This is a genomic window from Micromonospora sp. SH-82, from assembly GCF_051132485.1.
Classification (GTDB): domain Bacteria; phylum Actinomycetota; class Actinomycetes; order Mycobacteriales; family Micromonosporaceae; genus Micromonospora.
In genome coordinates, this window is record NZ_CP148049.1 from 3,052,384 (window position 1) to 3,078,534 (window position 26,151).

Annotated in this window: 28 protein-coding genes and 2 pseudogenes; 16 read left to right on the plus strand and 14 right to left on the minus strand. The window is 69.6% G+C overall.

Annotated elements, in window-relative coordinates; genetic code table 11:
- Positions 1-31: 31 nt before the first annotated feature.
- The 4 genes from WHN02_RS14035 (at position 32) to WHN02_RS14050 (ending at position 3,581) form a co-directional block, all read left to right on the plus strand.
- Complete coding sequence (locus tag WHN02_RS14035) at positions 32-1,297, plus strand: bifunctional 3,4-dihydroxy-2-butanone-4-phosphate synthase/GTP cyclohydrolase II (RefSeq protein ID WP_434743723.1); 1,266 nt, start codon at positions 32-34, stop codon at positions 1,295-1,297.
- Between the two features lie 2 nt (positions 1,298-1,299).
- A complete protein-coding gene (ribH, locus tag WHN02_RS14040; protein ID WP_434743724.1) occupies positions 1,300-1,800 on the plus strand; it encodes a 6,7-dimethyl-8-ribityllumazine synthase in 501 nt (166 codons plus the stop codon).
- A gap of 99 nt (positions 1,801-1,899) precedes the next feature.
- Entirely contained in the window at positions 1,900-3,018 is a 1,119-nt protein-coding gene (locus tag WHN02_RS14045) for a helix-turn-helix domain-containing protein (RefSeq protein ID WP_434743725.1), read from the plus strand.
- Between the two features lie 65 nt (positions 3,019-3,083).
- A complete protein-coding gene (locus WHN02_RS14050) occupies positions 3,084-3,581 on the plus strand; it encodes a hypothetical protein (protein WP_434743726.1) in 498 nt (165 codons plus the stop codon).
- A 71-nt stretch (positions 3,582-3,652) separates the two neighbouring features.
- Here WHN02_RS14050 and WHN02_RS14055 read toward each other — a convergent pair whose 3' ends face one another.
- The gene (locus WHN02_RS14055) at positions 3,653-4,078 is read right to left on the minus strand and encodes a GNAT family N-acetyltransferase (protein WP_434743727.1); all 426 of its coding nucleotides are present in this window, start codon (positions 4,076-4,078) and stop codon (positions 3,653-3,655) included.
- Between the two features lie 42 nt (positions 4,079-4,120).
- On the opposite strand from WHN02_RS14055, the gene WHN02_RS14060 reads away from it, so the two are divergent.
- Both WHN02_RS14060 and WHN02_RS14065 read left to right on the plus strand, forming a co-directional pair.
- Positions 4,121-5,289, plus strand: a protein-coding gene (locus tag WHN02_RS14060) for an IS3 family transposase (protein WP_434743728.1) whose coding sequence is annotated in 2 segments (ribosomal slippage) — positions 4,121-4,405 and positions 4,408-5,289 — 1,167 coding nt in all. Because the reading frame shifts where the segments join, the coding sequence is not laid out codon by codon here.
- 198 nt (positions 5,290-5,487) lie between these two features.
- Positions 5,488-6,255 (plus strand): hypothetical protein, encoded by a 768-nt coding sequence (locus WHN02_RS14065; RefSeq protein WP_434743729.1) that lies wholly within the window; start codon positions 5,488-5,490, stop codon positions 6,253-6,255.
- A 475-nt stretch (positions 6,256-6,730) separates the two neighbouring features.
- Here the strand turns inward: WHN02_RS14065 and WHN02_RS14070 are convergent, their stop codons facing one another.
- On the minus strand, positions 6,731-6,853 hold the full coding sequence (locus WHN02_RS14070; protein ID WP_434743730.1) for a hypothetical protein: 123 nt from the start codon (positions 6,851-6,853) through the stop codon (positions 6,731-6,733).
- A 1,312-nt stretch (positions 6,854-8,165) separates the two neighbouring features.
- Between WHN02_RS14070 and WHN02_RS14075 the strand changes: the two genes are divergently transcribed.
- Positions 8,166-8,636 carry a hypothetical protein gene (locus WHN02_RS14075; RefSeq protein WP_434743731.1) on the plus strand — a complete coding sequence of 157 codons (471 nt, stop codon included), beginning with the start codon at positions 8,166-8,168 and terminating at the stop codon, positions 8,634-8,636.
- Positions 8,637-8,657: 21 nt separating this feature from the next.
- On the opposite strand, the gene WHN02_RS14080 is transcribed toward WHN02_RS14075, so the two are convergent.
- The 5 genes and pseudogenes from WHN02_RS14080 to WHN02_RS14100 all read right to left on the minus strand — a co-directional run bounded on the left by WHN02_RS14080 (position 8,658) and on the right by WHN02_RS14100 (position 10,877).
- Positions 8,658-8,813 (minus strand): hypothetical protein, encoded by a 156-nt coding sequence (locus WHN02_RS14080; protein ID WP_434743732.1) that lies wholly within the window; start codon positions 8,811-8,813, stop codon positions 8,658-8,660.
- 32 nt (positions 8,814-8,845) lie between these two features.
- Positions 8,846-9,813 (minus strand): annotated as a pseudogene (locus WHN02_RS14085) (DUF4158 domain-containing protein); the annotation flags it as partial.
- Between the two features lie 120 nt (positions 9,814-9,933).
- A pseudogene (locus WHN02_RS14090) lies at positions 9,934-10,047 on the minus strand (GntR family transcriptional regulator); the annotation flags it as partial.
- 41 nt (positions 10,048-10,088) lie between these two features.
- Positions 10,089-10,577 (minus strand): NUDIX domain-containing protein, encoded by a 489-nt coding sequence (locus WHN02_RS14095; protein ID WP_434743733.1) that lies wholly within the window; start codon positions 10,575-10,577, stop codon positions 10,089-10,091.
- A gap of 42 nt (positions 10,578-10,619) precedes the next feature.
- Complete coding sequence (locus WHN02_RS14100) at positions 10,620-10,877, minus strand: hypothetical protein (RefSeq protein WP_434743734.1); 258 nt, start codon at positions 10,875-10,877, stop codon at positions 10,620-10,622.
- A 636-nt stretch (positions 10,878-11,513) separates the two neighbouring features.
- On the opposite strand from WHN02_RS14100, the gene WHN02_RS14105 reads away from it, so the two are divergent.
- From WHN02_RS14105 to WHN02_RS14125, 5 genes are all read left to right on the plus strand, one after another.
- A complete protein-coding gene (locus tag WHN02_RS14105; RefSeq protein WP_434742818.1) occupies positions 11,514-12,188 on the plus strand; it encodes a transposase family protein in 675 nt (224 codons plus the stop codon).
- A gap of 80 nt (positions 12,189-12,268) precedes the next feature.
- Complete coding sequence (locus WHN02_RS14110) at positions 12,269-13,423, plus strand: transcriptional regulator (RefSeq protein WP_434743735.1); 1,155 nt, start codon at positions 12,269-12,271, stop codon at positions 13,421-13,423.
- A gap of 156 nt (positions 13,424-13,579) precedes the next feature.
- Positions 13,580-13,747, plus strand: coding sequence for a hypothetical protein (locus WHN02_RS14115; RefSeq protein ID WP_434743736.1), 168 nt, complete (start codon positions 13,580-13,582; stop codon positions 13,745-13,747).
- Positions 13,734-14,900 carry a helix-turn-helix domain-containing protein gene (locus WHN02_RS14120; protein WP_434743737.1) on the plus strand — a complete coding sequence of 389 codons (1,167 nt, stop codon included), beginning with the start codon at positions 13,734-13,736 and terminating at the stop codon, positions 14,898-14,900. Before WHN02_RS14115 ends, WHN02_RS14120 begins: the two co-directional genes overlap by 14 nt.
- Positions 14,897-15,091 (plus strand): hypothetical protein, encoded by a 195-nt coding sequence (locus WHN02_RS14125; RefSeq protein ID WP_434743738.1) that lies wholly within the window; start codon positions 14,897-14,899, stop codon positions 15,089-15,091. Before WHN02_RS14120 ends, WHN02_RS14125 begins: the two co-directional genes overlap by 4 nt.
- Before the next feature lie 15 nt (positions 15,092-15,106).
- On the opposite strand, the gene WHN02_RS14130 is transcribed toward WHN02_RS14125, so the two are convergent.
- From WHN02_RS14130 to WHN02_RS14160, 7 genes are all read right to left on the minus strand, one after another.
- Complete coding sequence (locus tag WHN02_RS14130) at positions 15,107-15,685, minus strand: nucleosidase (RefSeq protein ID WP_434743739.1); 579 nt, start codon at positions 15,683-15,685, stop codon at positions 15,107-15,109.
- Between the two features lie 202 nt (positions 15,686-15,887).
- Positions 15,888-18,386, minus strand: coding sequence for an Ig-like domain-containing protein (locus WHN02_RS14135; RefSeq protein ID WP_434743740.1), 2,499 nt, complete (start codon positions 18,384-18,386; stop codon positions 15,888-15,890).
- Between the two features lie 207 nt (positions 18,387-18,593).
- On the minus strand, positions 18,594-19,337 hold the full coding sequence (locus WHN02_RS14140) for an amino acid ABC transporter ATP-binding protein (protein ID WP_434743741.1): 744 nt from the start codon (positions 19,335-19,337) through the stop codon (positions 18,594-18,596).
- Entirely contained in the window at positions 19,334-20,179 is an 846-nt protein-coding gene (locus tag WHN02_RS14145) for an amino acid ABC transporter permease (protein ID WP_434743742.1), read from the minus strand. Before WHN02_RS14145 ends, WHN02_RS14140 begins: the two co-directional genes overlap by 4 nt.
- A 2-nt stretch (positions 20,180-20,181) precedes the next feature.
- Positions 20,182-21,048, minus strand: coding sequence for an ABC transporter substrate-binding protein (locus WHN02_RS14150; protein ID WP_434743743.1), 867 nt, complete (start codon positions 21,046-21,048; stop codon positions 20,182-20,184).
- A 174-nt stretch (positions 21,049-21,222) separates the two neighbouring features.
- A complete protein-coding gene (locus tag WHN02_RS14155) occupies positions 21,223-22,212 on the minus strand; it encodes a zinc-dependent alcohol dehydrogenase family protein (protein WP_434743744.1) in 990 nt (329 codons plus the stop codon).
- 60 nt (positions 22,213-22,272) lie between these two features.
- Positions 22,273-23,034 (minus strand): DeoR/GlpR family DNA-binding transcription regulator, encoded by a 762-nt coding sequence (locus tag WHN02_RS14160; RefSeq protein WP_434743745.1) that lies wholly within the window; start codon positions 23,032-23,034, stop codon positions 22,273-22,275.
- 342 nt (positions 23,035-23,376) lie between these two features.
- On the opposite strand from WHN02_RS14160, the gene WHN02_RS14165 reads away from it, so the two are divergent.
- From WHN02_RS14165 to WHN02_RS14180, 4 genes are read left to right on the plus strand one after another with little or no spacing between them, the layout of a single operon-like run.
- Entirely contained in the window at positions 23,377-23,640 is a 264-nt protein-coding gene (locus WHN02_RS14165) for a phosphoribosyl-ATP diphosphatase (protein WP_350897376.1), read from the plus strand.
- 44 nt (positions 23,641-23,684) lie between these two features.
- Positions 23,685-24,530 carry an ATP phosphoribosyltransferase gene (hisG, locus tag WHN02_RS14170; RefSeq protein WP_434743746.1) on the plus strand — a complete coding sequence of 282 codons (846 nt, stop codon included), beginning with the start codon at positions 23,685-23,687 and terminating at the stop codon, positions 24,528-24,530.
- On the plus strand, positions 24,527-25,525 hold the full coding sequence (locus WHN02_RS14175; protein ID WP_434743747.1) for a DMT family transporter: 999 nt from the start codon (positions 24,527-24,529) through the stop codon (positions 25,523-25,525). The genes hisG and WHN02_RS14175 overlap by 4 nt, the downstream gene beginning before the upstream one ends.
- Positions 25,526-25,573: 48 nt before the next feature.
- Positions 25,574-26,020 (plus strand): PH domain-containing protein, encoded by a 447-nt coding sequence (locus WHN02_RS14180; RefSeq protein WP_434743959.1) that lies wholly within the window; start codon positions 25,574-25,576, stop codon positions 26,018-26,020.
- Positions 26,021-26,151 lie beyond the last annotated feature (131 nt).

Genomic DNA, 26,151 nt, shown 5'->3' on the forward strand with positions numbered 1-26,151 from the left:
TGGACCGTCGATCGACTCGAAAGGCCGTGACATGTTCGAGCACGCGGAGTTCGGCACCATCGACCAGGCGCTGGCCGACATCGCCGCCGGACGCCCCGTCGTCGTCGTCGACGACGCCGACCGGGAGAACGAGGGCGACCTGATCTTCGCCGCCGAACTGGCCACCCCGGAGCTGGTGGCGTTCATGGTCCGGTGGACCTCCGGGTACGTCTGCGTCCCCCTCACCGAGGACGAGTGCGACAGGCTCGACCTTCCCCCGATGCACCACATCAACCAGGACCGGCGCAGCACCGCGTACACGGTGACGGTGGACGCCCGGGAGGGGGTGAGCACCGGGATCTCCGCAGCCGACCGGGCCCACACCATTCGGCTCCTCGCCGACCCGGCGACCGGCCCGACCGACCTGGCCCGCCCCGGGCACGTGGTGCCGCTGCGGGCCCGCCCCGGCGGGGTGCTGCGCCGCCCCGGGCACACCGAGGCCGCCGTCGACCTGACCCGGATGGCCGGGCTCCGCCCGGCCGGGGCGATCTGCGAACTGGTCAACGACGACGGCACCATGATGCGCCTGCCGGAGCTGGAGAAGTTCTGCGCCGAACACACCCTCACCCTGATCAGCATCGCCGACCTGATCGCCTACCGGCGACGTACCGAGAAGCAGGTGGAACTGGTCGCGGACGCCCGGATGCCCACCGAGCACGGGGTGTTCCGGGCCCTGGGGTACCGCGCGGAGCACGACCCGGCCGAGCACGTCGCGATGGTCTACGGCGACCTCGGCGACGGCCGGGACGTGCTGGTCCGGGTGCACTCCGAGTGCCTCACCGGCGACGTGTTCGGCTCGCTGCGCTGTGACTGCGGCCCCCAACTCGACGCCGCCCTGGCCCGGGTCGCCGCCGAGGGGCGGGGGGTGGTCCTCTACCTGCGCGGCCACGAAGGGCGCGGGATCGGGCTGCTGCACAAACTCCGCGCCTACCAGTTGCAGGACACCGGTCGGGACACCGTCGACGCCAACCTCGACCTGGGGCTCCCCGCCGACGCCCGGGACTACGGCACCGGCGCGCAGATCCTGGCCGACCTGGGAATCCGTTCGATGCGGCTGCTCACCAACAACCCGGCGAAGCGGGCCGGTCTGGAAGGCTACGGCCTGACCGTCAGTGGCCGGGAGAGCCTGCCGATCCGCCCCCACCCGGAGAACGTCCGGTACCTGCGCACCAAGCGGGACCGGATGGGTCACCTCCTTGACGACCTTGACGACGTACCGGCCGGTCGGCGTGCCACCGGCGACGAGATCGGAGCATGATCATGGCAGGTTTCGGAGAACCCGGAGTGGACGCGGTCGACGCCGCCGGCCTGACCGTCGGGGTGGTCGCCGCCCGCTGGCACGGCGACCTCACCGACCACATGCTCGACCGCGCCGTCGCCGCCGCCGAGGCGTGCGGCGCCCGGACCGTCGTGGCCCGGGTCGCGGGCTCGGTGGAACTCCCGGTGGTCGCCCAGGCCCTCGCCCGTCGCTGTGACGTCGTGGTCGCCCTCGGCGTCGTGGTACGCGGTGCGACAGCCCACTTCGACTACGTCTGCCAATCGGTCACCGACGGCCTGACCCGGGTGGCCCTGGACGAGGGGAAGCCGGTCGCCCACGGCGTCCTCACCGTCGACACCATCGACCAGGCCCGCGACCGGGCCGGACTCCCCGGCTCCGCCGAGGACAAGGGCTGGGCGGCCACGGTGGCCGCCCTCGACGCCGCCCTGGCCATCCGGGGCGTGGGCGCGGCGGGCGCCCACCGGGTCGGCTTCACCGGCTGAGGTGTCGGACCTCCTGTCTCCGTACGATGCCTCGTTCCTTCACCGTGTGCCGGGCCGGATCGTGGTTTCGGACCGCAGGAATGTTCTAGAATCGCACACGTGACAGTGAGTGACAGCGTGTCCATGGGCAGGCGCATCGCCGAGGCGAGGAGCCGTAGCGGTCTCACCCAGGCTGATCTCGCTTCGGCCATCTCGCTGGACCGCTCGGTCCTCGCCAAGATCGAAAACGGTGGGCGTCGAGTCTCTGCGCTCGAACTGGCCCGGATCGCGACCACTCTCGGTGAACGGATCGAGTGGTTCGTGATGGAAACGCCTCCAGCGATCGTTTCCCATCGGAACCTTGAGGAACCGGGAGCGGAGAGCCCCACCATTGACCGGGCGATCGAGAGGGTCGCGTTCAACGTCGAGTTCGCCTCGCAGCGTGACGAACGATGGGTCACACGGTCGATCGACACGCTGCCACGGCCTCGGAACTCCGACGAGGCCGAAGCCTCGTCGGTTACTGCCCGAAGCCTGCTCAAGCTGGACGACGTCGCGCCGCTCGTGGACGTCGCCCGCACCTTCTCCGACCTCGGTCTCTTGGTCTTCGCCTTCGACCTGGGCCGCGACGCAGCCGATGCGGCTTCCGTCCTTCTCGACCGTGGCGGGGTGGCGGTTGTCAACGGTCACCTGCACGTCGGTAGGCGGAGGCTCGCTGCGGCACACGAACTCGGCCATTTCCTCTTCGCGGACGAGTACTCGGTCGACTGGCGGGTCTCCGACTGGGGGGACGACAACGCGTGGGAAGCACGGCTTGACCGCTTCGCTCGCGCTCTCCTGCTTCCAGCAACAGGTCTCACGCGAATGTGGGCCGACCTGGAGGCGCGCGGCGACGACCTACGAGCAAAGTGTGTCAAAGTGGGCAGCGCTTTCAGGGTCGACATGTCCACCCTGGCCCGCCGCCTCGTCGAGATCGGGATGATTGCACAGTCCGAGGGTCGGCAGGTTCGTGCGATACGAACAACTCGTGCGGACATCGTGGAATTCAACCTGATCGTCCCCGACGATCTCGCGGCACCGTACCTCCCGAGGCCGTACGAAGAGTCGGTGCTGAGGATCTACCGCCACGAAATGGTGTCGCCGGCACGCGCCACTGATCTTCTCTTCGACACCTGGAGCGAGGAGGACCTGCCGGTTCTGCCCAACCTACCGGAGAGTGCCATATGGAACCTCGTGTAGGTGATGGGAACAATGCCCGGGCCGAAGGGGTGCCCGGTAGTGTCCTCGTCTTCGACACAAGCCCCTTGGCGCACTTCGCCCGGCAGAATTGGCTCGGCGTTCTGAAAGCCGTGGTCGGTGACCGGCTGGCACTGGTGCCTGATGTCGTGGTGGACGAGTTGCAGCAGATGAGCCTGATGGACGATCGAGTCAAGGCCGCCCTCGACGCGGATTGGGTCGAGCGCCGAGAGCTCCGGACATCCGAAGAGATCCTGGCTTTTGCGAAGTTCGCTGCGCTGCTGGTGAAAGGTGAACGGAACAAGGGTGAAGCGGGAGTCCTCGCCCTTGCCTCGGTGGTCGGTGGAGTCGCTGTAGTCGATGACGGGGCGGGTAGAAGGGCGGCGCGCGAGAATGGAATCCCCCTCAAGCCGACCCTGGCGCTCCTGTGCGATGCCATCAGGCAGGATCTACTGACGGTGAAGCTGGTGAGTGCGCTCGCCGACGACCTGTTGGTGAGCCAGTACCGGTTGCCGTTCCCCGCTGGGGGATTCGAAAGTTGGGCCACTGAGCAGGGGCTCTGCTGAGTGGACCCACGGTGAGTCAGCTCCGGCCTGTCGCTGCGAGCGCTGTGCCCGGCCGTCCTTAGCTGGACGCCTCAGCTGCCCATCGGCTGCCGGTGGTTGACCGCCGCCCACTCCTGTCGGGTCAGTTCGTACTCGACCTCGCCCAGCTCCGTGCCCGGCAGTGGGTCGTCCCACTGCTGGTGGAAGCTGCGTACGTGGCGCATCCCGACGGCTGCCATGACACCCCGGGAACCCACGTTGACTGCCATCGTGTCCGCGACCACCCGATCACGGCCGAGCGTCTGGAAGACATGCCGTAGCAGGGTGCGCGCCGCCTCGCTGGCCAGTCCCCGACGCCAGGCACGCCGGACCATCCGGTAACCGAGGGCGCAGACGGTCGGGTCGTCGAGCTGATCGGGGCCGCCCGTCGGCAACAACATCATCAGCCCGACGAACTCGCCGTCCTCCTCGCGGTCCGGCGCGACGGATCCAGGGTCTGCTGCACCGATAGGTGACATCTGAGTTGGCTTGCCCTGTGGGTGAGCTGGAAGGATGTCGCTGTGCCCAAGCCCTACCCCCGTGAGTTCCGCGACGACGTCGTGCGGGTGGCCCGTGATCGGGACCCTGGTGTGACGGTCGAGCAGGTCGCGAAGGACTTCGGGGTCCACCCGATGACGTTGTTCAAGTGGATGCGCCAGGCTGACGTGGACGCCGGAACCAGACCGGGTGTCAGCGGCAGTGACTCGGCCGAGCTGCGCGAGGCCCGCAAGCGGATCAAGCTCCTGGAGCAGGAGAACGAGGTCCTGCGCCGGGCCGCTGCGTATCTGTCGCAGGCGAATCTGCCGGGAAATGGCTCTACCCGCTCGTGAGCGAGCTGGCCGCCGACGGGATCCCCGTGGCGGTGACGTGCCGGGTGTTGAAGATCGCTCGTCAGCCCTACTACCGGTGGCGTGCCCGCCGTGTCACCGACGCCGAGGAGGTGGCGGCGTATCGGGCCAACGCGTTGTTCGACGCCCACCGTGACGATCCGGAGTTCGGCTACCGATTCCTGGCCGACGAGGCCCGTACTGCCGGGCAGCCGATGGTCGAGCGCACCGCGTGGCGGATCTGCTCCGGCATGGGCTGGTGGAGCACCTTCGGCAAGCGCAAACGCCGGGGCAAGGGCGGCAAGGTCGGTCCCCCGGTGCACGACGATCTGGTCCGGCGGGACTTCACCGCCGACGGCCCGAACCGGCTGTGGCTGGCCGACATCACCGAACACCGCACCGCCGAGGGCAAGCTGTACCTGTGCGCGATCAAGGACGTGTGGTCCCACCGAATCGTCGGCTACTCCATCGACTCACGGATGAAATCGAGGCTGGCCGTCACCGCGGTGCACAACGCCGTCGCCCGACGCGGTGACGTCGCCGGCTGTGTCCTACACACCGACCGCGGATCCCAATTTCGATCACGAAAATTCGTCCGTGCCCTCCACCAACATCAGATGATCGGGTCGATGGGCAGGGTCGGCGCCGCCGGCGACAACGCCGCCATGGAGTCCTTCTTCGGCCTGCTCCAGAACAACGTCCTCGACCGCCGGACCTGGACCACCCGCCAACAGCTCAGGACCGCGATCGTGACCTGGATCGAACGGACCTACCACCGCCGCCGACGACAACGGTCGTTGTCCCGGTTGACCCCCATCGAGTACGAGACCATCATGACCCCACCGGCCAGTCAGGCCGCGTGACTGAAACTGTCACCTATCGGTGCAGCAGACCCCAGATCCGTATCTCGACAGTGTCAAGCGACGAAGCTCGGTTGATCATTGTCAACGCCGCTTGGTACGTTCCCGCACGGATGCGTGAGCAGGATGGTCGACTTCCCGCCGAGGTGTCAGCGTCTTGGGCATTCATTACCGAGACAACGAGACGCGGGTGAACGACCTGTGGAAGGCAGTACGAACGAGATTCTGGGACCCCTGCTGGTCGCCATGACAACGGCCGACGCCCGTTATCCCCGCCTTGCCATCGAACTCGTCAGCTTCTACGACGAGCGGTACCTCGTCGAGGTCGTCGCCCCGGCGTTGGGAAGATCCGTGGCTCCACTGACCACGACGGGGTGCCGGTCGCTCGGCGGGTGGCTGATGCGGAATCGGCCGGAGGCTCCCACGTCACCGAACATGGTGCGCTGCCGCCTGCAGGTAGGCAAGCCTGATCGGTGGCGTTACGAAGACCTCAGCGAGAAAGGCGCCGTCGTGCGGGCACACGGTTCCGACGGTGTCACCCGCTGGGCATACGTGGACGCCACAGTCAGAGCATGGCGTCCCGATCCTTCGGCCGACGTTCGGCAACTGGCGCCGACTGCCTGGCAGCAGGCCCCGAGCCTCGCCCTCCGTGAGGTCATTGACCCGTCCCTTGTCCTGTCGGCGCTTTCGATCAAGCACGCCGAGCCTTTCGAGTCCGAGTTCGGCGCGGCGGTCCGGCTGCATGGATCCCCTCGATCCGCCGACCTTGTCGAGTCTGCACTTGTGAGCCCCTGGGCTGACAGGTGTGACGTTGACGTGCATTTCGCGACGGGTATCGTGCTGGCCGCGAACAACATGTCGGCCAGTGGACGAGCACTCGTGCAGCATTCACTTGTCACGCTGGACACCTCAAGCCAATTCGGAGACGAAACATTCGCTGTACCAGATCATCGAAGCTTTGTCTCTTAACTATCCTGCCCACCCGAACACCGCTGTCTTAGCTAGCCGGTCCGGCGAGGGTGCGACGTCTGGAATAAGTTAGGATTTATGATCTGGGTATGTGGCAGATCGTGTTGCTGGGGCCGGTGGAGGACTGGTTCCTGGAGTTGTGTGAGGTGGATGCGGTGACCGCCAACCGGATAATGGAGGCGATCGATCACCTGGCGGATGCGGGGCCAGGCCTTGGTCGGCCCCATGGTCGACCGCATTCACGAATGCCGATTCCATAACCTCAAGGAATTGAGGCCGGGTCATCTGGAAATTCTGAGATCCGAATGCTCTTTGTGTTGTGTTGCTCACCTTGCAGGCCCTTCCGTAGTTTCCAGACCAAAAACAACGCTAAGCAGTTGATCAAGGCTCACACCAGGGACGGCTGCCCAGTAATGGCGGGTCGTGCGGGGAGCGCTTCGCCGCTTTCCGTGATCCCGGTACGTGGGATGCGTCGTCAGCGTCGGTGCCGTCGGTGGTGCTCGTCGGTCTCGGCGGTGATGCGGGCGGAGGTTTCCTCGCCGAGCCGGACGTAGATACCGAGGGTGGCCAGGCGCCGGTGGCGGGACTTGGCCTGCAACTCGGAGGCGCTGCGTCCTTTGGCCGCGAGGTGGGTCAGCCCGGAGTTGCGGAGTTGATGGAGGGTGTGCCTGGTGCCGTGCGGGTCGTGGAGCTGGGACGCCTGCTTGGAACAGGTACTCGGCGCGGGTACGACAGCCGGCCACGGCCGGTGTCGGGGCAGACGTGGACCAGGGCCGGCGCGCGGCGCCCGGCGGCGGGTGCGCGCCGGTCGGCCAGGAACACCGGCCCGGCGCTACGACCGGCCAGCAGTCGGGGCAGCAGGCGGGCGGTGGGGGTCTCCCAGTGCACATAGGCGCGGTCGCCGCCATTCTCGACGACCAGGGCGCTCAACGTCCACGGTCACTACTCGTTCGTGCTGCCCGACCTGGGTGGAGGCCGGCGCCCGCTGCGCAACCCCGATCAGCGGTAAGGCCCTTGGGGAGCATCGGAACGGAAAGTCACGCTAGGTCCGGGCCGCGTATCGCAGCGAATGCCGGCGATTGGGCCGAGCCCGATCCCGGCAACGCGCAGAACTTCCCCACCTATTGACAGGATGCATTCATGAGGTGTACCACGAGTTGCATCGATGCTCGTGGAGGTGGTTGTTGTGACCAGAGCCCACAGGCTCAGAACTCTGCGCCGCGCATCCGTCGCTGCGTGCTGCGCTGCTGCGGTGTTCCTCGGCGCGATGCCCACCGCCGCGGTGGCTTCGCCAGCACTATCGGTAGCGTCGCAGCCGTCATCGCCCTCGCGGGCGGGTCACTTCGCGCCCTACCCGGGTGGCGTCAGCCCGCAGACGGAGTCGTCCAATATCAGTGCCGGCGGCTGCACGTACCGGCAGGCCGTTGATGACCCTCACCTGTCCGGTGGGGATACCTCCGTTCACGGCTGGTGGATCAAGGTCTCCGGCAGTTGCCCCGAGAAGGCAGACGTGGCGGTGAATTTGCAGGGCTACTTCTGTGACTCCTTCTCGTGCTACTGGGTGACGGTCGGGTCGGGCAGCGGCAGGTACTACCCCGGGGGTGGCTCCGGTCAACGTGCCACTGGGAGAAAGACGTGCTCGAACTCCTCGACGGTCGGCTGGCGCGGTGTCGTGGACGTGGACCTACCCGGGATTATCGATCCGTCCGGCACCACTACGGGGACCGTTCAGAACCTCGCATGCAGCCCCTGACCGCCTCTGCGCCAATTCGGACCCCGGGGACTGCAAAGCTTGTTTCAATAGGACGTGCTCCAGCCGCACCAGCGTCGGAGTGCGTCGCAGCAGCTGATCGGGGTTGAAGGGTCTATCGCGATGAGCTTCGACGCGGCAACGTGGGACCTCCGAGGAAGTGAGCGATGTGGAGAGCGGTTGGCGTGCGTACCCGGACGCTGTTGACGATCACGTCGATCTTTGCCCGGTCGACCCAGGACGAGTCGTAGGGCTGGGTGCGATCTGCGACATCCGACCGGAACGCCTTGACGACCCGGACGCCCAGAGCTTCTCGGTCAGCGAATTCGCCGCGCTGGACGACGCCCGCCGCGTGATCTTGCATGATGCTCGTGGCTTCACGATCGGCCGGACGTCCGGTAGCACACGCGACGATGCTGTCCCGGACCATGTGGCCCGGGACAGCATCCTCCACGCGACGTTGAACGCCGTTCTTCCTGACGACGACGAGAGCCCCGAGGCACACCCGTGGGCGGAGCTGGCCGACCTGGCTCGGGCTCGCGGCCTGAAGGTCTCCGAGGAAGACCTGCGCGGCCTTCCATACGACGTGATCCTCACCGACGACGTGCTTCGCTGGCTCGCAAAGCCCTAAGGCCGACGACGGCCACCGCTACTACCGGCGACGGGTGGCCGGGTCGCGGCGTTGCTGCCAGCGGCGCAGCACCTCCGGTGACACCCGGACGTAGCGGGCCAGGGACGCCACCGAGGTGTGCCCGGAGAACGACAACAGGGTCGAGGTGTTCGCCCCGTCCTCCGCGGCGTGGGTCAACGCGGAATGCCGCAGCTGGTGCAGCGTCGCGCCTTCGCCCGCTCCGCGAGGGCCTCGGCGACCTTCTGCTTCGCCGCCGCCTCCCGTCTGCGGATCACCTGGTCGAACAGCAGCAGCGTTTCGTCGAGCACGTCGACGGCCGACTGCGCGAGCAGGGTCAGCAGGATCGGATACCGGCGTTCCGGCTCGCGCCGTTGCAACGCCTGCCCCGTCAAACGGCGGCCGACCCCGGCCAGGAAAACCGGCGCCGCTCCGCCGGCAGCATCGACAGGTCTAGGGTGTGCGCGTCCAACCGGCGCAGGTAGGTCAGCTTCTCCAACTCGGCCTTCACCCCGGCCGGGCTCGACGACATCGGCCCCACACCCAGCCACGCCAGCGGCGTCCGGCCTGGGTAGGCGTCCGGGACCAGCAGCAGGTCCAGCTCCGCGCACCGCCGGTCGGTGAGCAGGTGCCGCACCCGCGCCCACGTCTCACCCCGAGCGCGTGCCCTGGCCGCAGCCACCTGCCGCAGCAGCAGGATCACCCCCGGCCGCACCACCCGCGACGACAACAGATACTCGCAGGCCAGCCGGAACAGCAGCTTCGGCGAGTCATGCTCCATCGCCCGAGCGAACAGGAACTCCTCCAGCTCCTTCCACTCGGCCATGTCCATCGACCGCCAGCCGGCGTAGCCGGCCACCTCCCGCAGATGACCCGTCCGGGTCTGACCCCGCTCGCCGTACCCGCGCAACTCACCCATCGCGACCCCGAGCCGCTGCGACAACCGGCCCACCACCGCCACCGGGGCCGCCGCAACGTCATCGGGCACGAACCCCAGCCACGGCAGCGTGCACAACTGCACCGCCACACCCAACACGTTGCGGCCCGTACGGAACTGGCGCACGAACGCCTCGTCCGCACCGGTCAACGTGAAGTACCGAATCAACTCCGCCCGGTTGATCTCCGGGAACCCCCGAAGCCGCGCCAGATCCTCCGCCGAAAACACGTCCTGAGTCGCCACAACCCCACCACCCGAGCATCGACCGTCACCGAACGGAACGGGACGCTACCGCCGGGTGGAGAGCTTGATCAACCCTCAGTTCTTAGCGTTGTTTTTGGTCTGGAAACTACGGACGGGCCTGTACTGCTGGCACAAGGCAGCGGAGGAGGGCGGCTTGTCGCCCGGTTTGAGCTGGCCGGAGGCGATCTGCTCACGGATGTCGCGAGCAACTTGTAGGTAGGCGGCTTCAGGCATCGGTGGTGCTCTCAGAATGGGACTTGGTGGCTGTCATGTCTTCATCCGTCGCCAGGTGGTGAGCCGGCAGCCAAATATATCGGGGTCTTTTGATGCCGTGCGGCAAGTGCAGCCCGGACGCGAGGGGAGACATTGCTTGGAAGATGCTGCTCGGCCTCCTCTGCGGTGAAGAACGCGATGTCTTCCAATTCCTGCCGGGCAAGGTTGACCTCGCTCAGGTCGGCCAAGCTCCCACAGTCAAGAGTGAAGCTGATGAGCGATCGTGGTCGCTGTCCAGCGGGTGGTGCCCAGTCGACTACGAGTAGCGTCCCCACCATCACATTGATACCGAGTTCTTCCCGCACCTCGCGGACGCAGGCTTGGTGGGGATACTCGCCCTCCTCGACGTAACCACCAGGGAAGGTCCAGTGGTCGCGATAGGTGGGCTTTACGAGAAGAATCCTGCCGGTTGTGTCGGTGATCCAGGCTGATGCAGCGGCGTGGAAAGCGGACAAGTTGGCATACCAGACTTCGGGCTCCGTCCAGGTCACGCTGAAGACGGTAGTCGACCCTTCGGGGCCAAGGAGGACCTGTCAGGCAGGTGAGGTGCCTTCCGCCGTCAGGCATTGCAGGACTTCGTCGACGCGACGGACTGTTCGGTGAGGACTGAGGTGAGCGCACAACTCGCGGATCCGGCTGGTTACCCGGGCAGAGTTCACCTGCGGGGCGAGCACCGCCAGATCGTTCCCCCAGGTGAAATCCGAATCGATGTCACCCGCGTGGGCGTGCGTCGTTGCTATCAGGGCGGTGTGCAGCGCCCTTGTGCGGCTGTTGGTGGCATTCAAGGCCATCGCGTCAACCGCGTGCCTTAAGGCCTGCCGGTGCAGGCCGAGGTCGCCGAGGCAACGAATTGCGGCACCGGCCAGGTGCGCGGGGCCGAAGTACGTGGCCCAGGATGGCCTCTTGGGTCGGGCAGGGTCGGGGTGGCGGGGCAGCGCGGAGTGGATACTGTCGATATACCCTGAGTGGTTGTGGGCCGTCGTTCGCGGCCAGCGGCGTGCAACCCGATCTGATTCCGGGAGCCTTCGTGACTGCGACCGCCTCCTCGTTTGGTCAGCGCCTCCAGGGCCTGCTTCGGGAGGCAGGCGTCAGCTATCGGGCGCTCGCCGCGCGGACCTACTGAGGTGATCTCAGCAACGCAAAGGGTTTGATTGGTGCGACACGGGCGAAGGACGCGAGTCGGGCGGCAGTGGAAACAGGCGTGGAGCCATCGATAGACATGTCCTTGCGACAGATCCACGTCTTCGAGAGGGCTCCACGTGATTGCCTATCGTGCCATGGTCGACGTCCCGAGGGAACTCGTGCAGCACCTCGCGCATCTGTTGTACGCACAGCGACGGGCCTGCGGTACCCGCCGTGGCACCCGGGCGTTGACCTGCTTCTACCAGGCCTTGATGGTGCTCGTCTGGTTCCGCAAGGCCGAGGACATGGCCCTGCTCGCCGCCGGCTTCGGCATCTCCAGGGCGACCGCCTACCGCTACCGCGACGAGGGCGTCGCCGTGCTCGCCGCCCAGGCCGGCGACCTGCATGCCGCTCTGCGTCGGGCCGCGGCCGACGACTGGTCGCATGTGATCCTCGACGGCAAGCTGTTCGACTGCGACCGGCTCACCGAGACGACCCTGTCGGTCAAGGGCGAGGTGATCGATGCCTGGTTCTCCGGAAAGCACCGCGACTTCGGCGCGAACGTCCAAGCGATCATTCGACCCGACGGGCTGCCGATCTGGACATCGGCGGCGCTGCCCGGGCATCTACACGACACCAGTTGCGCTCGCGAACTCGGGATCACCGCTGCCCTGAACTGGTCCGCCGCCGAACTCGACCTACCGACCCTGGCCGACTCCGGCTACGAAAGCGCAGGTCACGGCATCATGACCCCGGTCAAGCAACCCGCCGACGGCCGCCGACTCGCACCTGACAACCGCGCCTACAACCGACTGCTACGCGGTCTACGTTGGCAAGGAGAACGAGGATTCGCGATCCTGATCGGACGCTGGAAGACGCTACGCCACACGACCGTCAGCCCACGCCGAATCGGCGACATCGTTACCGCAGCCCTGCACCTGACCCACTTCGAGTACAAATACCTACCGCAAAGTCGCTGAGATCACTTCACTACAGCAAGAGTTACCTGCATGACCTGGCGAGCGGTCGAAAGACCCCGAATCGGAAGGCCGCTGAGCGGTTGGACGCCGCGCTGAACGCCGGGGGTGCACTGGCCGCCCTCGCCACAGAGTCGGGCGTCGGCGACGAGTCGGTCTTCGACCACCGCGAGGAGTGGCAGCGCTGCGACGCCGAACGGTTGGCGGATGTCCTCGTCTCGCGGGAACCGACGGCAGGCCACGCCAGGGTTCTGGCGCATCAGTGGCTGGTCGCCGAACCACCGCAACGGTACGAACTCGCGGCAGGAAGGCGTGTCGGGGCGGGCACGGTCGACCGAGTCGAGCAGCGGGTGCGGCAGCTTCGCCGCCTGGACGACCACGTCGGTGGTGCCGAGACGTACGCGGTGGTCAGCGCCGAGCTGGACGCGACAGCTGGACTCCTGCGGGAGGGGAGCCACTCCGAGAGGGTGACCCGGAGGCTGCTCGTCACGATCGCGGACCTGTGTCAGCTTGCGGGGTTCGTCGCCGAGGACGCCGGGCGGGTGGGGGAGGCTCGCCGGTACTACCTCGCCGGTATGCGGGCGGCGCACGCCGGTGGTGACGCCGCTGCTGCGGCGAACTGCCTGAGCACCCTGTCCTACCTCGAAGCCAACCTGGGTGACCGCCGGGAAGCAGTCATGCTGGCCCGGTCGGCCTACGCCGGAGGGCGGCACGCGGCCGAGGCGACCGGTCGGAGCCTTCTGTTGGAGCGGGTCGCCTGGGCGCACGCCCGACTCGGTGAGGTGGGTCCTGCCGAACGGGCACTCGGCGCTGTCGAGGACGAGTACGCGAGCCGCGACCCCGAGTCCGCGCCGTCGTGGGCGTACTGGCTGACTCCCGACGAAGTGGAGATCATGACCGGCCGGGTGTGGACGGAACTGCACCGGCCCCTGCGCGCCGTGCCGATCCTGGAACGGGTGATCGCTGCGTACGGTGATCGTACGCCCCGGGAGACGTCGCTGTACCTCACCTGGCTCGCCGAGGGCTACCTCCAGGCGGGAGAGGCCGAACAGGCGGCGGACACGGCCGGGCGGGCGTTGGCCATGGCACGCCGAGCCCACTCCCACAGGGCGGTCGCCCGGGTGGCCGAACTACAGCGACTGTTGAAAGAGGTCGCAGGTGGCTCGGTCGCGGTCGACGCCTTCCTGGACCTGGCGGCAGATCTGTCCGCCACCACTGAGGCTCCTGGCGGACAGTAGCGGACGACGTCCGTCTGGAAGGTGCTCACTCGCCGTCACAGGATGTGATCGAGGCGTCTGGATCGGCGGGCTTTTCGGCCGTACGACCAAGGACGTCACGATCCGGTCAGCGGTCCGACATCCTCGGGTGCCGCTGTCCCCGACCGGGAGATGGGAATGAGCGGGAATGACAAGAGGGCCGTGAGCCGGGGTGAGCAGATCCAGGCGGCGGAGCGGGAGGCGGCCAAGCAGCGCATCCTCGATCTGGCCGAGGCCGAGCGGATACCGGTCGAGGAGACCACCCGGGCAATGCCTGAGCACGGGTGGCGGCGTGACCGGCGGTGAGCTGCCGATCGGGCGGCGGGTGGCGCAGTGGCGGGTACGGCGGCGGTTGACGCAGCAGGTGTTCGCGGATCGCCTTGGCAAGTCGAAGAGCTGGGTGGACAAGGTCGAGCGGGGCGTACGGGCGCTGGACCGGTACTCGGTGATCGAGGAGATCGCCGAGGTGCTGCGGGTCGACGCGGTGGTGCTGCTCGGCCGGGACGCCGCGATGGTGTCGGTGTCGAGCACCGGATCGGGCCTGGACGGGGTGGAGCGGCTCCGTGCCGCCCTGACCAGTTACGAGGTGTTCCGGACCGGGGCGGAACCTGCTCCGGTTTCGCCAGCCGAGCTGGACCGACACGTGGGGCACGCCGTGTTGACGTACCAGCATGCGCACTATGCGCTCCTGGTCCGGACGCTGCCGGGCCTGCTCGACGCCGCCCGACGACTCCACCGCGTCGACCCGGCTCGGGGCGCGGAGCTGCTGGTGCGCTCGTACCGGATCGTCTCTCTGCTGGCGGTGAAGCTGGGAGAACCGGAACTGGCCTGGCTGGCGGCGGACCGGGCGGTGGCAGTGGCGGGCACCGACCCCGGGTTGGCGGCGACGGCGGTGGTGCCGCTCGCGCAGGCGTTACGGGCCTCGGGCCGGGACCGGTTGGCGTGGACGGCGACGGTGGCCGTCGCGTGCCGGAGCGGGGTCGGTGGTTCGGTGGCCGGGGCGCTGCTGGTGCAGGCCGGGTTGGCCGCCGCCGGGTGCGGCGACCGGCGGGCGGTCACCGAGCTGCTCGACCAGGCGGAGGCGACGCTCGTACGCGGCCACGGTCGGCGGATCGACGTCGGGCCGGTGGAGGTCGAGGTGGCCAGGGTGGTGGCGGTGGCCGTGCTGGGGGACGCGGGGGAGGCGGTGCACCGGCACGAACAGGTGGTCAGGCGGGACGGGTGGCGGGGACTACCGGCCGAGCACCGGGGCGCGTACCTGCTCGACGTCGCGCGGGCATACCTCCAGTTCGGGGACCCGGTCGGAGCGGGGCGGGTGCTGGTGGCGGCGGACCGGGTCGCTCCGGCGGAGGTACGGTGCCGACCGACGGCGCGTACGGTGATCGCCGAGGTGGCGCGGGGCGACCCGGCCGCGTCGGACGTGGCCCGGCTGGCGACCCTGGTCGGCCTGACCCGGTGACCGCGCCGTTCCGGTCGGCGGCCCAGATCCGCAACCGGTTGATCCTGTCCGCCCGGTGGATCCTGCGCGACCACCGGCCGGCCCCGGACGGTCGGTGCCCGGTCTGCCGGGTGTCGGACTGCCCGACGGCCACCGCTGCCCGCGACTACGAGGACCTCCTGGTGGAACTCAAGCGGGAGGACGGTAGGTGAGTGGTGGCCTGAGTCTCAGGTGCCGGGGAGGTTGTCCCGGACCCACCCGGCGAGGAGTCGGGCGCAGTCGTCGACCGAGGCCTGCCAGGTCCGGTCCGCGCCCTCCCCGGCACCGTCGCTGACCTGCTTGACCAGCCGGACCGGGACGCCGAAGTGGTGGGCGGTGGCGGCCAGGGCGTAGCCCTCCATGTCCACCAGGTCTGCCTGGGCGGCCAACCGGTCCCGGGCGTCGTCGTCGGCGATGAACTGGTCGCCGGTGGCCAGCACCGGGCCGGAGTCGGCGAGGGCGAGCGGGGCACCGACGGTCTGCCCGGTGAGGGTACGGAGCAGCTCGGTGTCGAGGTCGTGTTGCAGGACCCGGCTGACCTCGTGGACCCCGGTGTTGCCGGGGCGCAGCGCGCCCGCCGTACCGAGGTTGATCACCGAGGCGGGTAGCGGACCCCGGGCCAGGGCGGTGGCCAGGGCGATCGCAGCGTTGACCTTGCCCATCCCGGTGAGCAGCACCGGCAGGTCGGTGTCGAGGTGGGCGGCCTCCTCGGCGAGGGCCAGGACGAGCAGCGGGCGGTCCGGGCTGATCGTTCCTCGAAGATCCATCGCGCGATGGTAGCCGTCGAACCCCGCTCCGTGGGGACCCGAGTCGCCCCGGATCGCTGTCACAGTCGAAACGCCGGGGCCACCGAGGGGTCCGGCCGGAACCGGGCGGCGGTGGCCCGGCCAAGCCGGCGGTGGCCCAGCCCAGCCAAGTCAAACCAGGCCAGGCCAAACCCAGGCCACGGCCAAGGCGGGGCCGGGTCGGTCAGGCCACCGAGTGGGTCACCGTGGCCCGGTACTGGCCGCCGACGATGTCGGTGGGGAGGGAGACGGTCAGCCGGGGGTTCCAGGCGACGGTGTTGCGTCCGGTGCCGGTCCATCGGGCGGCGGTCTGCGGGGTGGTGAGTCCGGCACCGGGCTGCGGCTGGAAGGTGCCGGTGCCGGTGGTCTCCAGCGCCGGTCCGGAGGCGTAGACCACCGAGTCCCGGCGGACTCGCTGGCCGGGCAGGCCGGTGTTGACGAAGTCGGTCATGGTGACGGTGGTGACCCAGGATCCGGAGGCCGCGCCCCGGTCGTCGACGACCGTGACCCGGCCGATCTGCCCGGCGACCGTCGGGGTGCCGCCGGTGACGGTGGGCAGGACGGCGGTGGGGGCGACGGTGATGGTGAGTCCGGCCGGGGCCGCCGCGACCGTCACTGTGACGGTTCCGGTGGTGGTGGCGTTGCCGTCGGTGACCCGGTAGGTGAAGCCGTCCTGCCCGACGAAGGCGACCGCCGGGGTGTACGTGCAGGCGGACGCGGTGCAGGTGAAGCTGCCCCCGGCGGTGGTGCCCCCGCCCGGGACGACGGTGAGGACGTCGCCCTCCACGTCGGTGTCGTTGCGCAGGACGTCGACCGTCACGGCGACCCCGCTGACGGTCGAGGCGGTGTCGGGGACCGCGACCGGCGGGTCGTTGACCGGGGTGACCGTGACGGTGACCGAGCTGGTGGCGGTACGGCCGCCCGGGTCGGTGGCGGTGTAGTCGAAGCTGGTCTGCCCGAAGTAGTTCGGCGGTGGGGTGTAGGTGCAGGCCCCGGCGGGGGTGCAGGACACGGTGCCCCGTCCCGCCGGGGGCTGGGTGACGGTGAAGGTCAGGGTGTCCTGGTCGGGGTCGGTGGCGAACGAGGTCAGGGTGAACGCCACCGGGGTGTCCTCGGGGGTGCCGAGGGTGCCGGTGGCGGCGACCGGCGCGTCGTTGACGTCGATGACTGTCGGTTCGGTGGCGCCCGGTGCGGAGGGGTCGTCGGTCACGTCGGTGTAGGTGGTGCTGCTGGTCGGTGACCCGTAGGTGATGGTGGCCTGGTTGCTGACCACCAGCCCGGCCGGGGCCGGGTCGTTGACCCGGATCCGGAACCGCAGGACCTGCTGGTTGCCGGGGGCCATCGTGCCCCCGGCGGTGGCGGTGGCACCGGTGCCCAGGTTGAACACGAGCCGGTTGTTGGCGGTGTCGAGGCGGGCGGTGTCGTCGCCGGCCGCGTCGGTCCGGGCCACCCCGTTGATCGTCATCGACCCGGCGACGTACGTGGTGCCCGCCGGTAACGGGCTGAGGACCTGGACCCCGGTGGCGTTCTCGCTGCCTGTGGAGTTGACGGTGGTGGTGTACTCCAGGACGTCTCCGGGGTTGACGATGGTTCCCCCGCCGACCCGGGTGACGGTGTTGGTGGCGGTGATGTCGGGCTCGAAGATGTCGATCACGGTGAACAGGGCGACCGCCTCGTACGACTCCCCGGTGGTGGTGAAGGCGACGGTGGCGGAGGTCTGGCCGTTGCCTATCGATCCGGCGGGTGCGGCGACGTAGTCGACGTCGATGCCGAGCTGGTTGACGTAGTCGGGGTTCTTGGCGGTGACCCGGGTGCCGAGGCGACTGATCGTGCTGTTGAAGAAGTTGGTGGCCGGGTTGAGGGCGTCGCTGAGGGTGACGCCGTTGAAGGCGATCGAGTCGCCGGTGGTGGCGAGGTCCCCCTCGGAGGCGACGGCGCCGATGCGGGCGTTGACGGTCCCCGTCGACGGGGTCCGGAACCCGGAGATGGTGGTGGTGACCCGGTTGTCGGCGGTGGTGGCGGCGAGTTCGGCGTACCCGTCGAAGATCGCCAGGTTGCGCAGCGGCTGGGTGGTGTCGCGGATCGCCGCCACGATCGCCCACCCGCCCCGGGCGTTGGTCCCCAGGTTGGTGGTGAGCCCGCCGACGGTGTAGGTGCCGCTGGTCCGGACCAGCGAGGTGACCTCGATGAACCCGGAGTAGGGGTTGCCTCCGGTGGAGGCGACCACGCCGGTGGTGACCTGGCCCTGGAGTGCCGTGTACCCGCCGCCGGGCGGGGCGAGGGAGATGTTGCGTCGGCTGGTGGCGGTGGTGCTGGCGCTGCCCATCCAGTACAGGCCCGCCCAGAGGACTGTCGCCCCGGCCGGCACGGTCAGGGTGGCGGAGCTGGAGTTCGTGGTGGCGGCGACGCTGTCCACGTCGACGTACTGCGAGGTGTAGCTGTTGTTGTTGATGACCGCGCCGGCCTGGGCGGCGGCGCAGGTCGGGGTGCCCGTCGTGGCGGGGGCGAGGCAGGTGACCAGGGTGTTCCCCGCGAAGATGACGTCCCCGCGTTCGGAGGCCTGGAACCGGGGCGTGAAGGCCCGGACGAGACCGGCCTGGGCCGGGGCGGCGACGACGACGGGTCCGGCCACGACCGCGACGAGGATCGCCAGGCCCAGGGACAGCCCTCGCCTGTACCGCACCTGCGTCACCCCCACATCACCCGTCGATTGTCGACCCAATTGCACCAAAGGTAACAAAAACCCCACACGGTGCCCGGGTGGTCCCGGGAATCGGCGTCAGGCCGGTGCCGGGTGGCGACCCGGATCGGTGTCGGATGGCGATCGAGGTCGGTGCCGGGAGAGCGGGCCGGGTGGCGATCGAGGTCGGTGCCGGGTGGGGTGACGGGGTCAGAGTCGGCCCGCGTCGCGGAGCCGGGCGAGGAACCGGCGGGTGCGGTCCTGGACCGGATCACCGAAGAGACGCTCCGGTGGGCCGGACTCCAGGACCCGGCCGCCGTCGAGGAAACAGACCTGGTCGGCGACGTCCCGGGCGAAGGTCATCTCGTGGGTGGCGAGGACCATCGTCATCCCCTCGGACTTCAGGTCCCGGATCATCGTGAGCACCTCCCCGACCAGCTCCGGGTCGAGCGCCGAGGTCACCTCGTCGAGCAGCAGCAGGCGCGGACGGTTGGCCAGCGCCCGGACGATCGCCACCCGCTGCTGCTGGCCGCCGGAGAGCCGATCCGGGTACGCCCCGGCCTTCGCCCCCAACCCCACCCGGTCCAGCAGCTCCCGGGCCTGCGCCTCCGCCTCGGCCCGGGGCCGTCGGTGCACCTGACGCGGGGCGAGGGTGACGTTGTCCAGCACGCTCAGGTGCGGGAAGAGGTTGTACGACTGGAACACCAGCCCGATGCGGCGGCGTACCCGGTCCGGGTCGACCCCGGGGGCGGAGATCTCCTCGCCGTCCAACTCGATCACGCCGTCGTCGAGTTCCTCCAGGAGGTTGACGCAGCGAAGCAGTGTCGACTTGCCCGAACCGGACGCCCCGATCAACGCCACCACCTGGTGTTCGGCCACCGTCAGGTCGAGCCGGTCGAGGATCGGCTGCCCCCCGAAGACCTTGCGCAACCCCCGGCACCGCAACACCGTCACCCTCCCGACTGGCGGCGGGCCGCCCGTAGGGTCACCTGGTCGGTGACCGCGATCAGTGGCACGGCGAGCAGCACGAACAACACCCCGGCCACGACGTACGGGGTGTAGTTGAAGGTCTGGGCCGTGGCGATCTGCGCGGCGCGTACCGCGTCGATCGGCCCGGCCAGGGAGACCAGCCCGACGTCCTTCTGCAACGCCACCACGTCGTTGAGCAGCGGCGGGGCCACCCGGCGGACAGCCTGGGGGAGGACCACGTGCCGCATGGTCTGCCGATGGGTCAACCCGAGGGACCGGGCCGCCGCGAGTTGACTGGGGTGCACCGACTCGATGCCGGCCCGGAACACCTCGGCCAGGTATCCGCCGTAGGTGAGCACCAGCGCCAGCCCGCCGAGGACCAGCACCGGTGGCATCCCCTGCAACCGCAGGCCGGGCACGCCGAGGGTGAGGACGTACAGCACGATGATCAGGGGGAGCCCTCGGAACGTGTACGTGTACCCGGCGGCCAGCCCCCGGATCGGGAAGAACACCGGTCCCCGCAGCGTCCGCAGCACCGCCACGACCAGCCCGAGCAGCAGCGCGCCGACGGCACAGCAGACCAGCAGCCGGAGGTTGAGCCAGAGCCCGGCCAGTACCTCCGGCAGGGCGTCCCGGGCGATCTGCGGGTCGAGGAAGGAGTCGCGGACCCGGGACCACCCGGGCGCCCCGGTGACAGCGACCGCCAGGAGCGTGCCGATCGCCGCCGTGGAGGCGGCGGCGACCAGCACGCTGAGCACCGTCTGTCGACGCCGGTACGCGTCGCGGGCCTGCTGGGCCGGGGAGGGGGAGTACCCCGGGGCGGTCATCCTCACCTGAGCTCGGGTGCTCCGGCCTCCTCGGCCAGCCACCTCTGCTCCAGTTGCTTGAAGAAGCCCTCGGTGGTGAGCTTCCCGACGGCGTCGCTGACGCAACCGGTCAGCGGTGAGTTCTTGTCGAGCAGCAACCCGAACGCCTCGGGGGAGCCGACCTGGGGCAGCTGTCCCACGACGACGGCGTCCTCGATCTCCGAGGAGGTGATCTGGAAGGCGGTGGGCAGGTCGACGACGAGCCCGTCGAGCTGACCGTTCTGGAGGGCCTTCTTGGCGTCGTCGTTGCTGTTGTAGACCTGCGGCTTCACCGTCGGCGCGACGACGTCGGTGATCGCCTGGTAGCTGGTCGTCCCGACCTGGGCGCCGAGCCGGGCGCCCCGCAGGTCGGCCAGGGACGTCTTTCCGGCGATCTTCGAGGTCTTCAACGCGATCACCGTCTGCCGCACCAGGTAGTACGGCGCGGAGAAGTCGACGGCCTGCTTGCGCTCCTCGGTGATGGAGAACTGGTTGATGTCGAAGTCGAACTCCTTCGGCCCGGGGGCGATGGCGCTGTCGAACTTCACCCGGGTCCAGGTCACCTCCGCAGGGGTGTAGCCGAGCTTCCCGGCGACCGCGTACGCCACCGCGGCCTCGAACCCCTCACCGTTGTCGGGCTTGTCGTCGACGAACCACGGCTGGTACGCGGGCTGGTCGGTGGCGATGGTGAGGGTGCCCGGCGTACGGGTCGGCAGGTCCTCCTTGGCGCAGGACGCGGAGGTGCCGGGGGCGGGGGTGACAGTGGAATCCTGCTGCGGGGAGCAGCCGGTGATGGAGGCGAGGACGACACCGGCGACGGTGAGCGCGGTGACACGGGGGATACGAACCATGGCGATCAGCGTAGAGGCATATCTAGATGCCTCAGTAGATCTTCCCACCATGTCGGTGGGGAACTCTGATCACCGGTCCCGCTCCACCCCGTCCGCGACGGTCGACCGGGTCGGCGCGAGGGCGCTCCCGGTCGACCGATCCTCGACGGGTTCGGGCCGACGGACCCGAACGGGTCAGGACGCGATCTGGATCTTCCGCCCGATCCCGGCCCGGAACTGGGCCATCGCTTCGGCGTAGCTGTCCAGGGGGAACCGGTGGCTGATGAAGACCGACGGGTCGAGCACCCCGGCGGCGAAGAGGTCGGCGGCGCGCTCGAAGCTGTGCAGCACCGCCATCGACCCGGTGACGGTGATCTCCTTGTTGTAGATCCGGTACGGCTCGATCCCCGCCCGGGTCTTGTACTCCGAGACACCGAACTGGAGGAACGTCCCGGCCGGGGCGACCCGACCCAGGCCGTCCTCGATGGCCGCCTGCACGCCCGTGCAGTCGATCACCACGTCCCAGCCGCGCGGCCGGTCCAGCTCGTCGGCACCGGCGGCGGAGGCCGAACACCCCAGCTGGACGGCGGTGGCCAACCGGTCGGCGTTCGGGTCGACGATGCTCACCGTCGCCGCCCCGCACCGCTTGGCCAGCTCCATCATCATCAGGCCCATCGTTCCCGACCCGTAGATCAGGTAGTGGTCGGCCAGCCGCCGGGGCAGGACGTCGAACCCCCGTACCGCGCAGGACAGCGGCTCGATCAGGGCGGCGTCGGCCGGGTTCATCCCTTCGGGGAGCACCACGCAGTTGCGGACCGGGGCGACGGCGTACTCGGCGGCCCCACCGGCGACGGTGACGCCGATGGCGTTCCACCGCTCGCACATGTTGCCCCGACCCCGACGGCACTGGTAGCACTCCTGACAGTGCAGGGACGGGTCGACGGCGACCGGGTCACCGACCCGGACCTCGGTGACGTCGGCGCCGACGGCGACGACGGTGCCCGCGAACTCGTGCCCCGGCACGATCGGGTACGCCGGGGCGAACTCCCCGTCCATGATGTGCAGGTCGGTGCCGCAGATCCCGCACCCGGCCACCTCGACGACCACGTCACGGGGGCCGGGCGTGGGGTCCGGGACGGACTCGATGCTGATCTGCCCCGGCGTGGAGATGACTGCTGCCTTCATGTGACCGCTCCCTCGAATGTCCTCAGAACCACATTTTTGCCGGGCTGTCCCGCCCGCCGCTCACACGCGCAGCACGACCGGCCCGAGCAGGGAGTAGCGGTGCGCCTCGGAGGCCGGGAGTCCGGTGTCGGTGACGACGGTGTCGACGTCGGCCACGTCGGCGAACCTGCAGAAGCTGCTGCCACCGAACTTGGTGTGCACCCCGGCGAAGACCACCCGCCGGGAGACCGCGACGACCTGGGACTTGACCGCCGCCACGGCGGGGTCGGGGGTGGTGAGCCCGTGCTTGCGGGAGACGCCGTTCGCCCCGAGGAAGGCCAGGTCGATGACGAAGCTGGCGAGCATCCCGGTGGCCCAGTGGTCGACGGTGGCCAGGGTGCGTCCCCGTACCCGCCCGCCGAGCAGCAGGACGGTGATGGTCGGGTGCGGGGCCAGGATCGCCGCCGTGTGCAGGGAGGCGGTCACCACGGTCAGCGGGCGGTGGGTGGGTAGCGCCTCGGCGATCAACTGCGGGGTGTAGCCCTCGTCGAGGTAGATCGACTCCGCATCGCCGAGGTGCTCCACGGCGGCGGTGGCGATCCGCCGCTTCTCCACTGCCATCCGGGCCGACCGGGTCTCCAGGGCGGTCTCGAAACGGGCACTCTCCACCGGGTACGCGCCCCCGTGGGTCCGGCGGACCAGACCCTGCTGGGCCAGCAGGCTCAGGTCGCGTCGGATCGTCTCCGCCGCGACGTCCAGATCGGCGGCGAGCCGCCGGACGTCGACGTCGCCCTGCCGGCGGGCCATGGTGAGGATGTGCTGCCGCCGCTGCGTCGCATCCACTGTGCACCTCCCGACGGCCTCGTGTTTCTCGTTTGTAACACCGTCCGGGCACCGCCGACCCGATCGTCTTCGCGCAGATCAGGTGGATTCGGTGCCCGGGACGAGCCCATCAAATGATCATATAAGCCGCCGATCTGCTGACCCCGGTGCCCGTTTCTCCGCCCCTGTCGCCCGTTTAGCACCCGCCGTGCCCACTCGGGCACCCCTGTCCGCCCGGATCCGGCCGCTCGACCGTCGCCTACCCGGGGGTGTCGACACGCCCCCACCGCGACCGGTGACCACCAGGTGACCCGGTCGCGGACCCGGTGTACGGGGTCGGTTCCCGGCTGGAACAATCGCGGCGTGAAGACGTTCGAGGAGTTGTTCGCCGAGCTGCAGGCCAAGGCCGCCGCCGGCACCCCGGGCTCCGGCACGGTGGCCGCCCTGGACAAGGGGGTCCACTTCATCGGCAAGAAGGTCGTCGAGGAGGCCGCCGAGTCCTGGATGGCGGCCGAGCACGAGGGCCCCGAACGGGCCGCCGAGGAGATCTCCCAGCTGCTCTACCAGGCCCAGGTGCTGATGCTCGCCACCGGTCTCGAACTCAAGGACGTCTACCGACATCTGTGAGTGCCCCGCCGCCGGATCAGACCCGATCGAAGGAGCACTCCGTCATGCTGCGCGTCGCCGTACCGAACAAGGGGGCACTGGCCGAGAAGGCCGCCCAGATGCTGCGTGAGGCGGGCTACCGCCAGCGCACCGACCCGAAGGACCTCGTCTGCCAGGACGTGGGCAACGACATCGAGTTCTTCTACCTGCGCCCGAAGGACATCGCCACCTACGTCGGCTCCGGTGACCTGGACGTCGGGATCACCGGCCGGGACCTGCTGATCGACTCGGGTGCCCCGGCCGAGGAGGTCATGGACCTCGACTTCGGCCGGGCCACCTTCCGCTTCGCCGCCCGCCCCGAGGACGTCGACGACGTCCGCGAACTCGGCGGACACCGGATCGCCACCGCGTACCCGGGGCTGGTCGAGCGGCACCTGGCCGACCTGGGCATCGAGGCCGAGGTGACCCGCCTCGACGGCGCTGTGGAGAACGCCATCCGCCTCGGCGTGGCCGACGTGGTCGCCGACGTGGTGGAGACCGGGACCACCCTGCGTCAGGCCGGTCTGGTCGTCTTCGGCGAGCCGCTGCTGCGCTCCGCGGCGGTCCTGGTCCGGCGCGCCGGGGCACCGGCCCACCCGCAGTCCGACCAGCTCCTGCGTCGGCTGCACGGCGTGCTCGTCGCCCGCCGGTACGTGATGCTCACCTACGACGTGCCTGCCGCTCTGCTCGACCGGGCCAGCGCCCTCACCCCGGGCATCGAGTCGCCCACCGTCTCCCCGCTGCACCGGGAGGGCTGGGTGGCGGTCCAGGCGATGGTCCCCCGCGAGGACGTCCACCGGATCATGGACGAGCTGTACGACCTGGGTGCCCGGGCCATCCTGGTGACCACCCTGCACGCCTGCCGACTGTGAGGTCGCTGCCCACTCCGGTGGCGCTGACCGTGGTGCTCCTCGGCGGAATGGCGTCTGCGGCACAGGGCACCGTCAACGCGGAGTTGGGCGAGCGGGCCGGGAACCCGGTCCTCGGCGCGGTGGTGAACAACCTCGTCGGCACCCTGCTGGTGCTCGTCGGACTGATGCTGCTGCCGTCGATGCGGTCCGGGGCGGTGACCCTGCGTCGGACCCGGCCGCCCTGGTGGGCCTACCTCGGCGGAGTCGGTGGGGCCGCCGTCGTGGTGGTCGCCACGGTCACGGTCCCGGTCCTCGGGATCGCCGTGTTCACCATCACCCAGGTCGCCGGGGCCAGCCTCGGCGGCCTGGCCGTGGACCGGGCCGGCCTGGCCGCCGCCGGTCGGTTCGCCCTCACCGGTCCCCGCCTCGCCGGAGCCCTGCTCGGGGTGGGCGCCGTGGCGCTGGCCCAGGTCGGGCAGCCGGCGGGGGAGCTGGCGCTCGCAGCGGTGCTGCTGGCGGCCCTCGGCGGGGTCGCCGTGGCGATGCAGTCGGCCCTCAACGGACGACTCACCGCCGCCGGCACCGCCGCCTCCGCGACCCTCGTCAACTTCCTGGTCAGTACGCCCCTGGTGCTGGCCGTCGCGGTGGTCGCCGGAGTCTTCACCGGCCCCGCCCCGACCTGGCCGGGGGCCTGGCACCTCTACCTCGGCGGGGTCTTCGGCCTGGCGATCGTGGTCAGCATGCTGGTCGGGGTACGCGCCGTCGGGGTGCTGCGCACCGGCCTGGGACTGGTCACCGGCCAGCTCACCGGGGCGCTGTTGCTGGACCTCCTCCTGCCGCAGGGCGCCGGGTTGCGGGTGCCGGTGCTCGTCGGCGCCGCCCTCACCCTGCTGGCCGTCCTGGTCGCCGGGCGGGGGAGCCGACCGCCCGCCGGGGTGGTCGCCGCAGTCGCCCCGACGGCCGGTACTGACGACAGCGGTCCGGTACGACCAGCGGGTCCCGCGGGTGGCCGGTGAGGTCGGGCCGACCGGCGATGGCAGACTGGTGGGGTGAGTGGATCCGAGATGGTGACCCTGCGTCCGCGTCGAATCCGGGTGGTCTGCTGGGCCTCGGCGGTGGCGCTGGTGGTGACCTTCAGCCTGCTGGCCACCGGTCTGCAGGGGCCCACCGGTAACGGGTACGGCACCTTCCAGCGTGGCGACGGGTTCGCCATGATCGGCCTGGGGCTGATCGGCGCGGTGGCGATCCTGCTCTTCACCCGTCCCCGGGTCCAGGCCGACGCCTGGGGCATCCGGGTGCGCAACATCATCGGCTCGTACGAGCTGCCCTGGGAGGTCGTCCGGGGGGTCCGGTTCGACAGGGGTGCCCCCTGGGCCAGCGTGGAGTTGCACGACGACGACCTGCTCCCGGTGGTCGCCCTCCAGGCGGCCGACAAGGACCGCGCGGTCGAGGGGGTCCGGGCCCTGCGTCGGCTGCACCAGGCGCACCGGTCCACCCCTGTCGGTCCCTGACCTGCGGCGCGACACCGGCCGACCGGCGTGCCCGGTTTGAGACGGCTCGGGGCGAGGGTGTAGAGTGGCCGAGTCGACCAGGCTGTCCGCGCCGTTCGGTGCCTTCGCACCGGCCACGACCGAGACAGCCG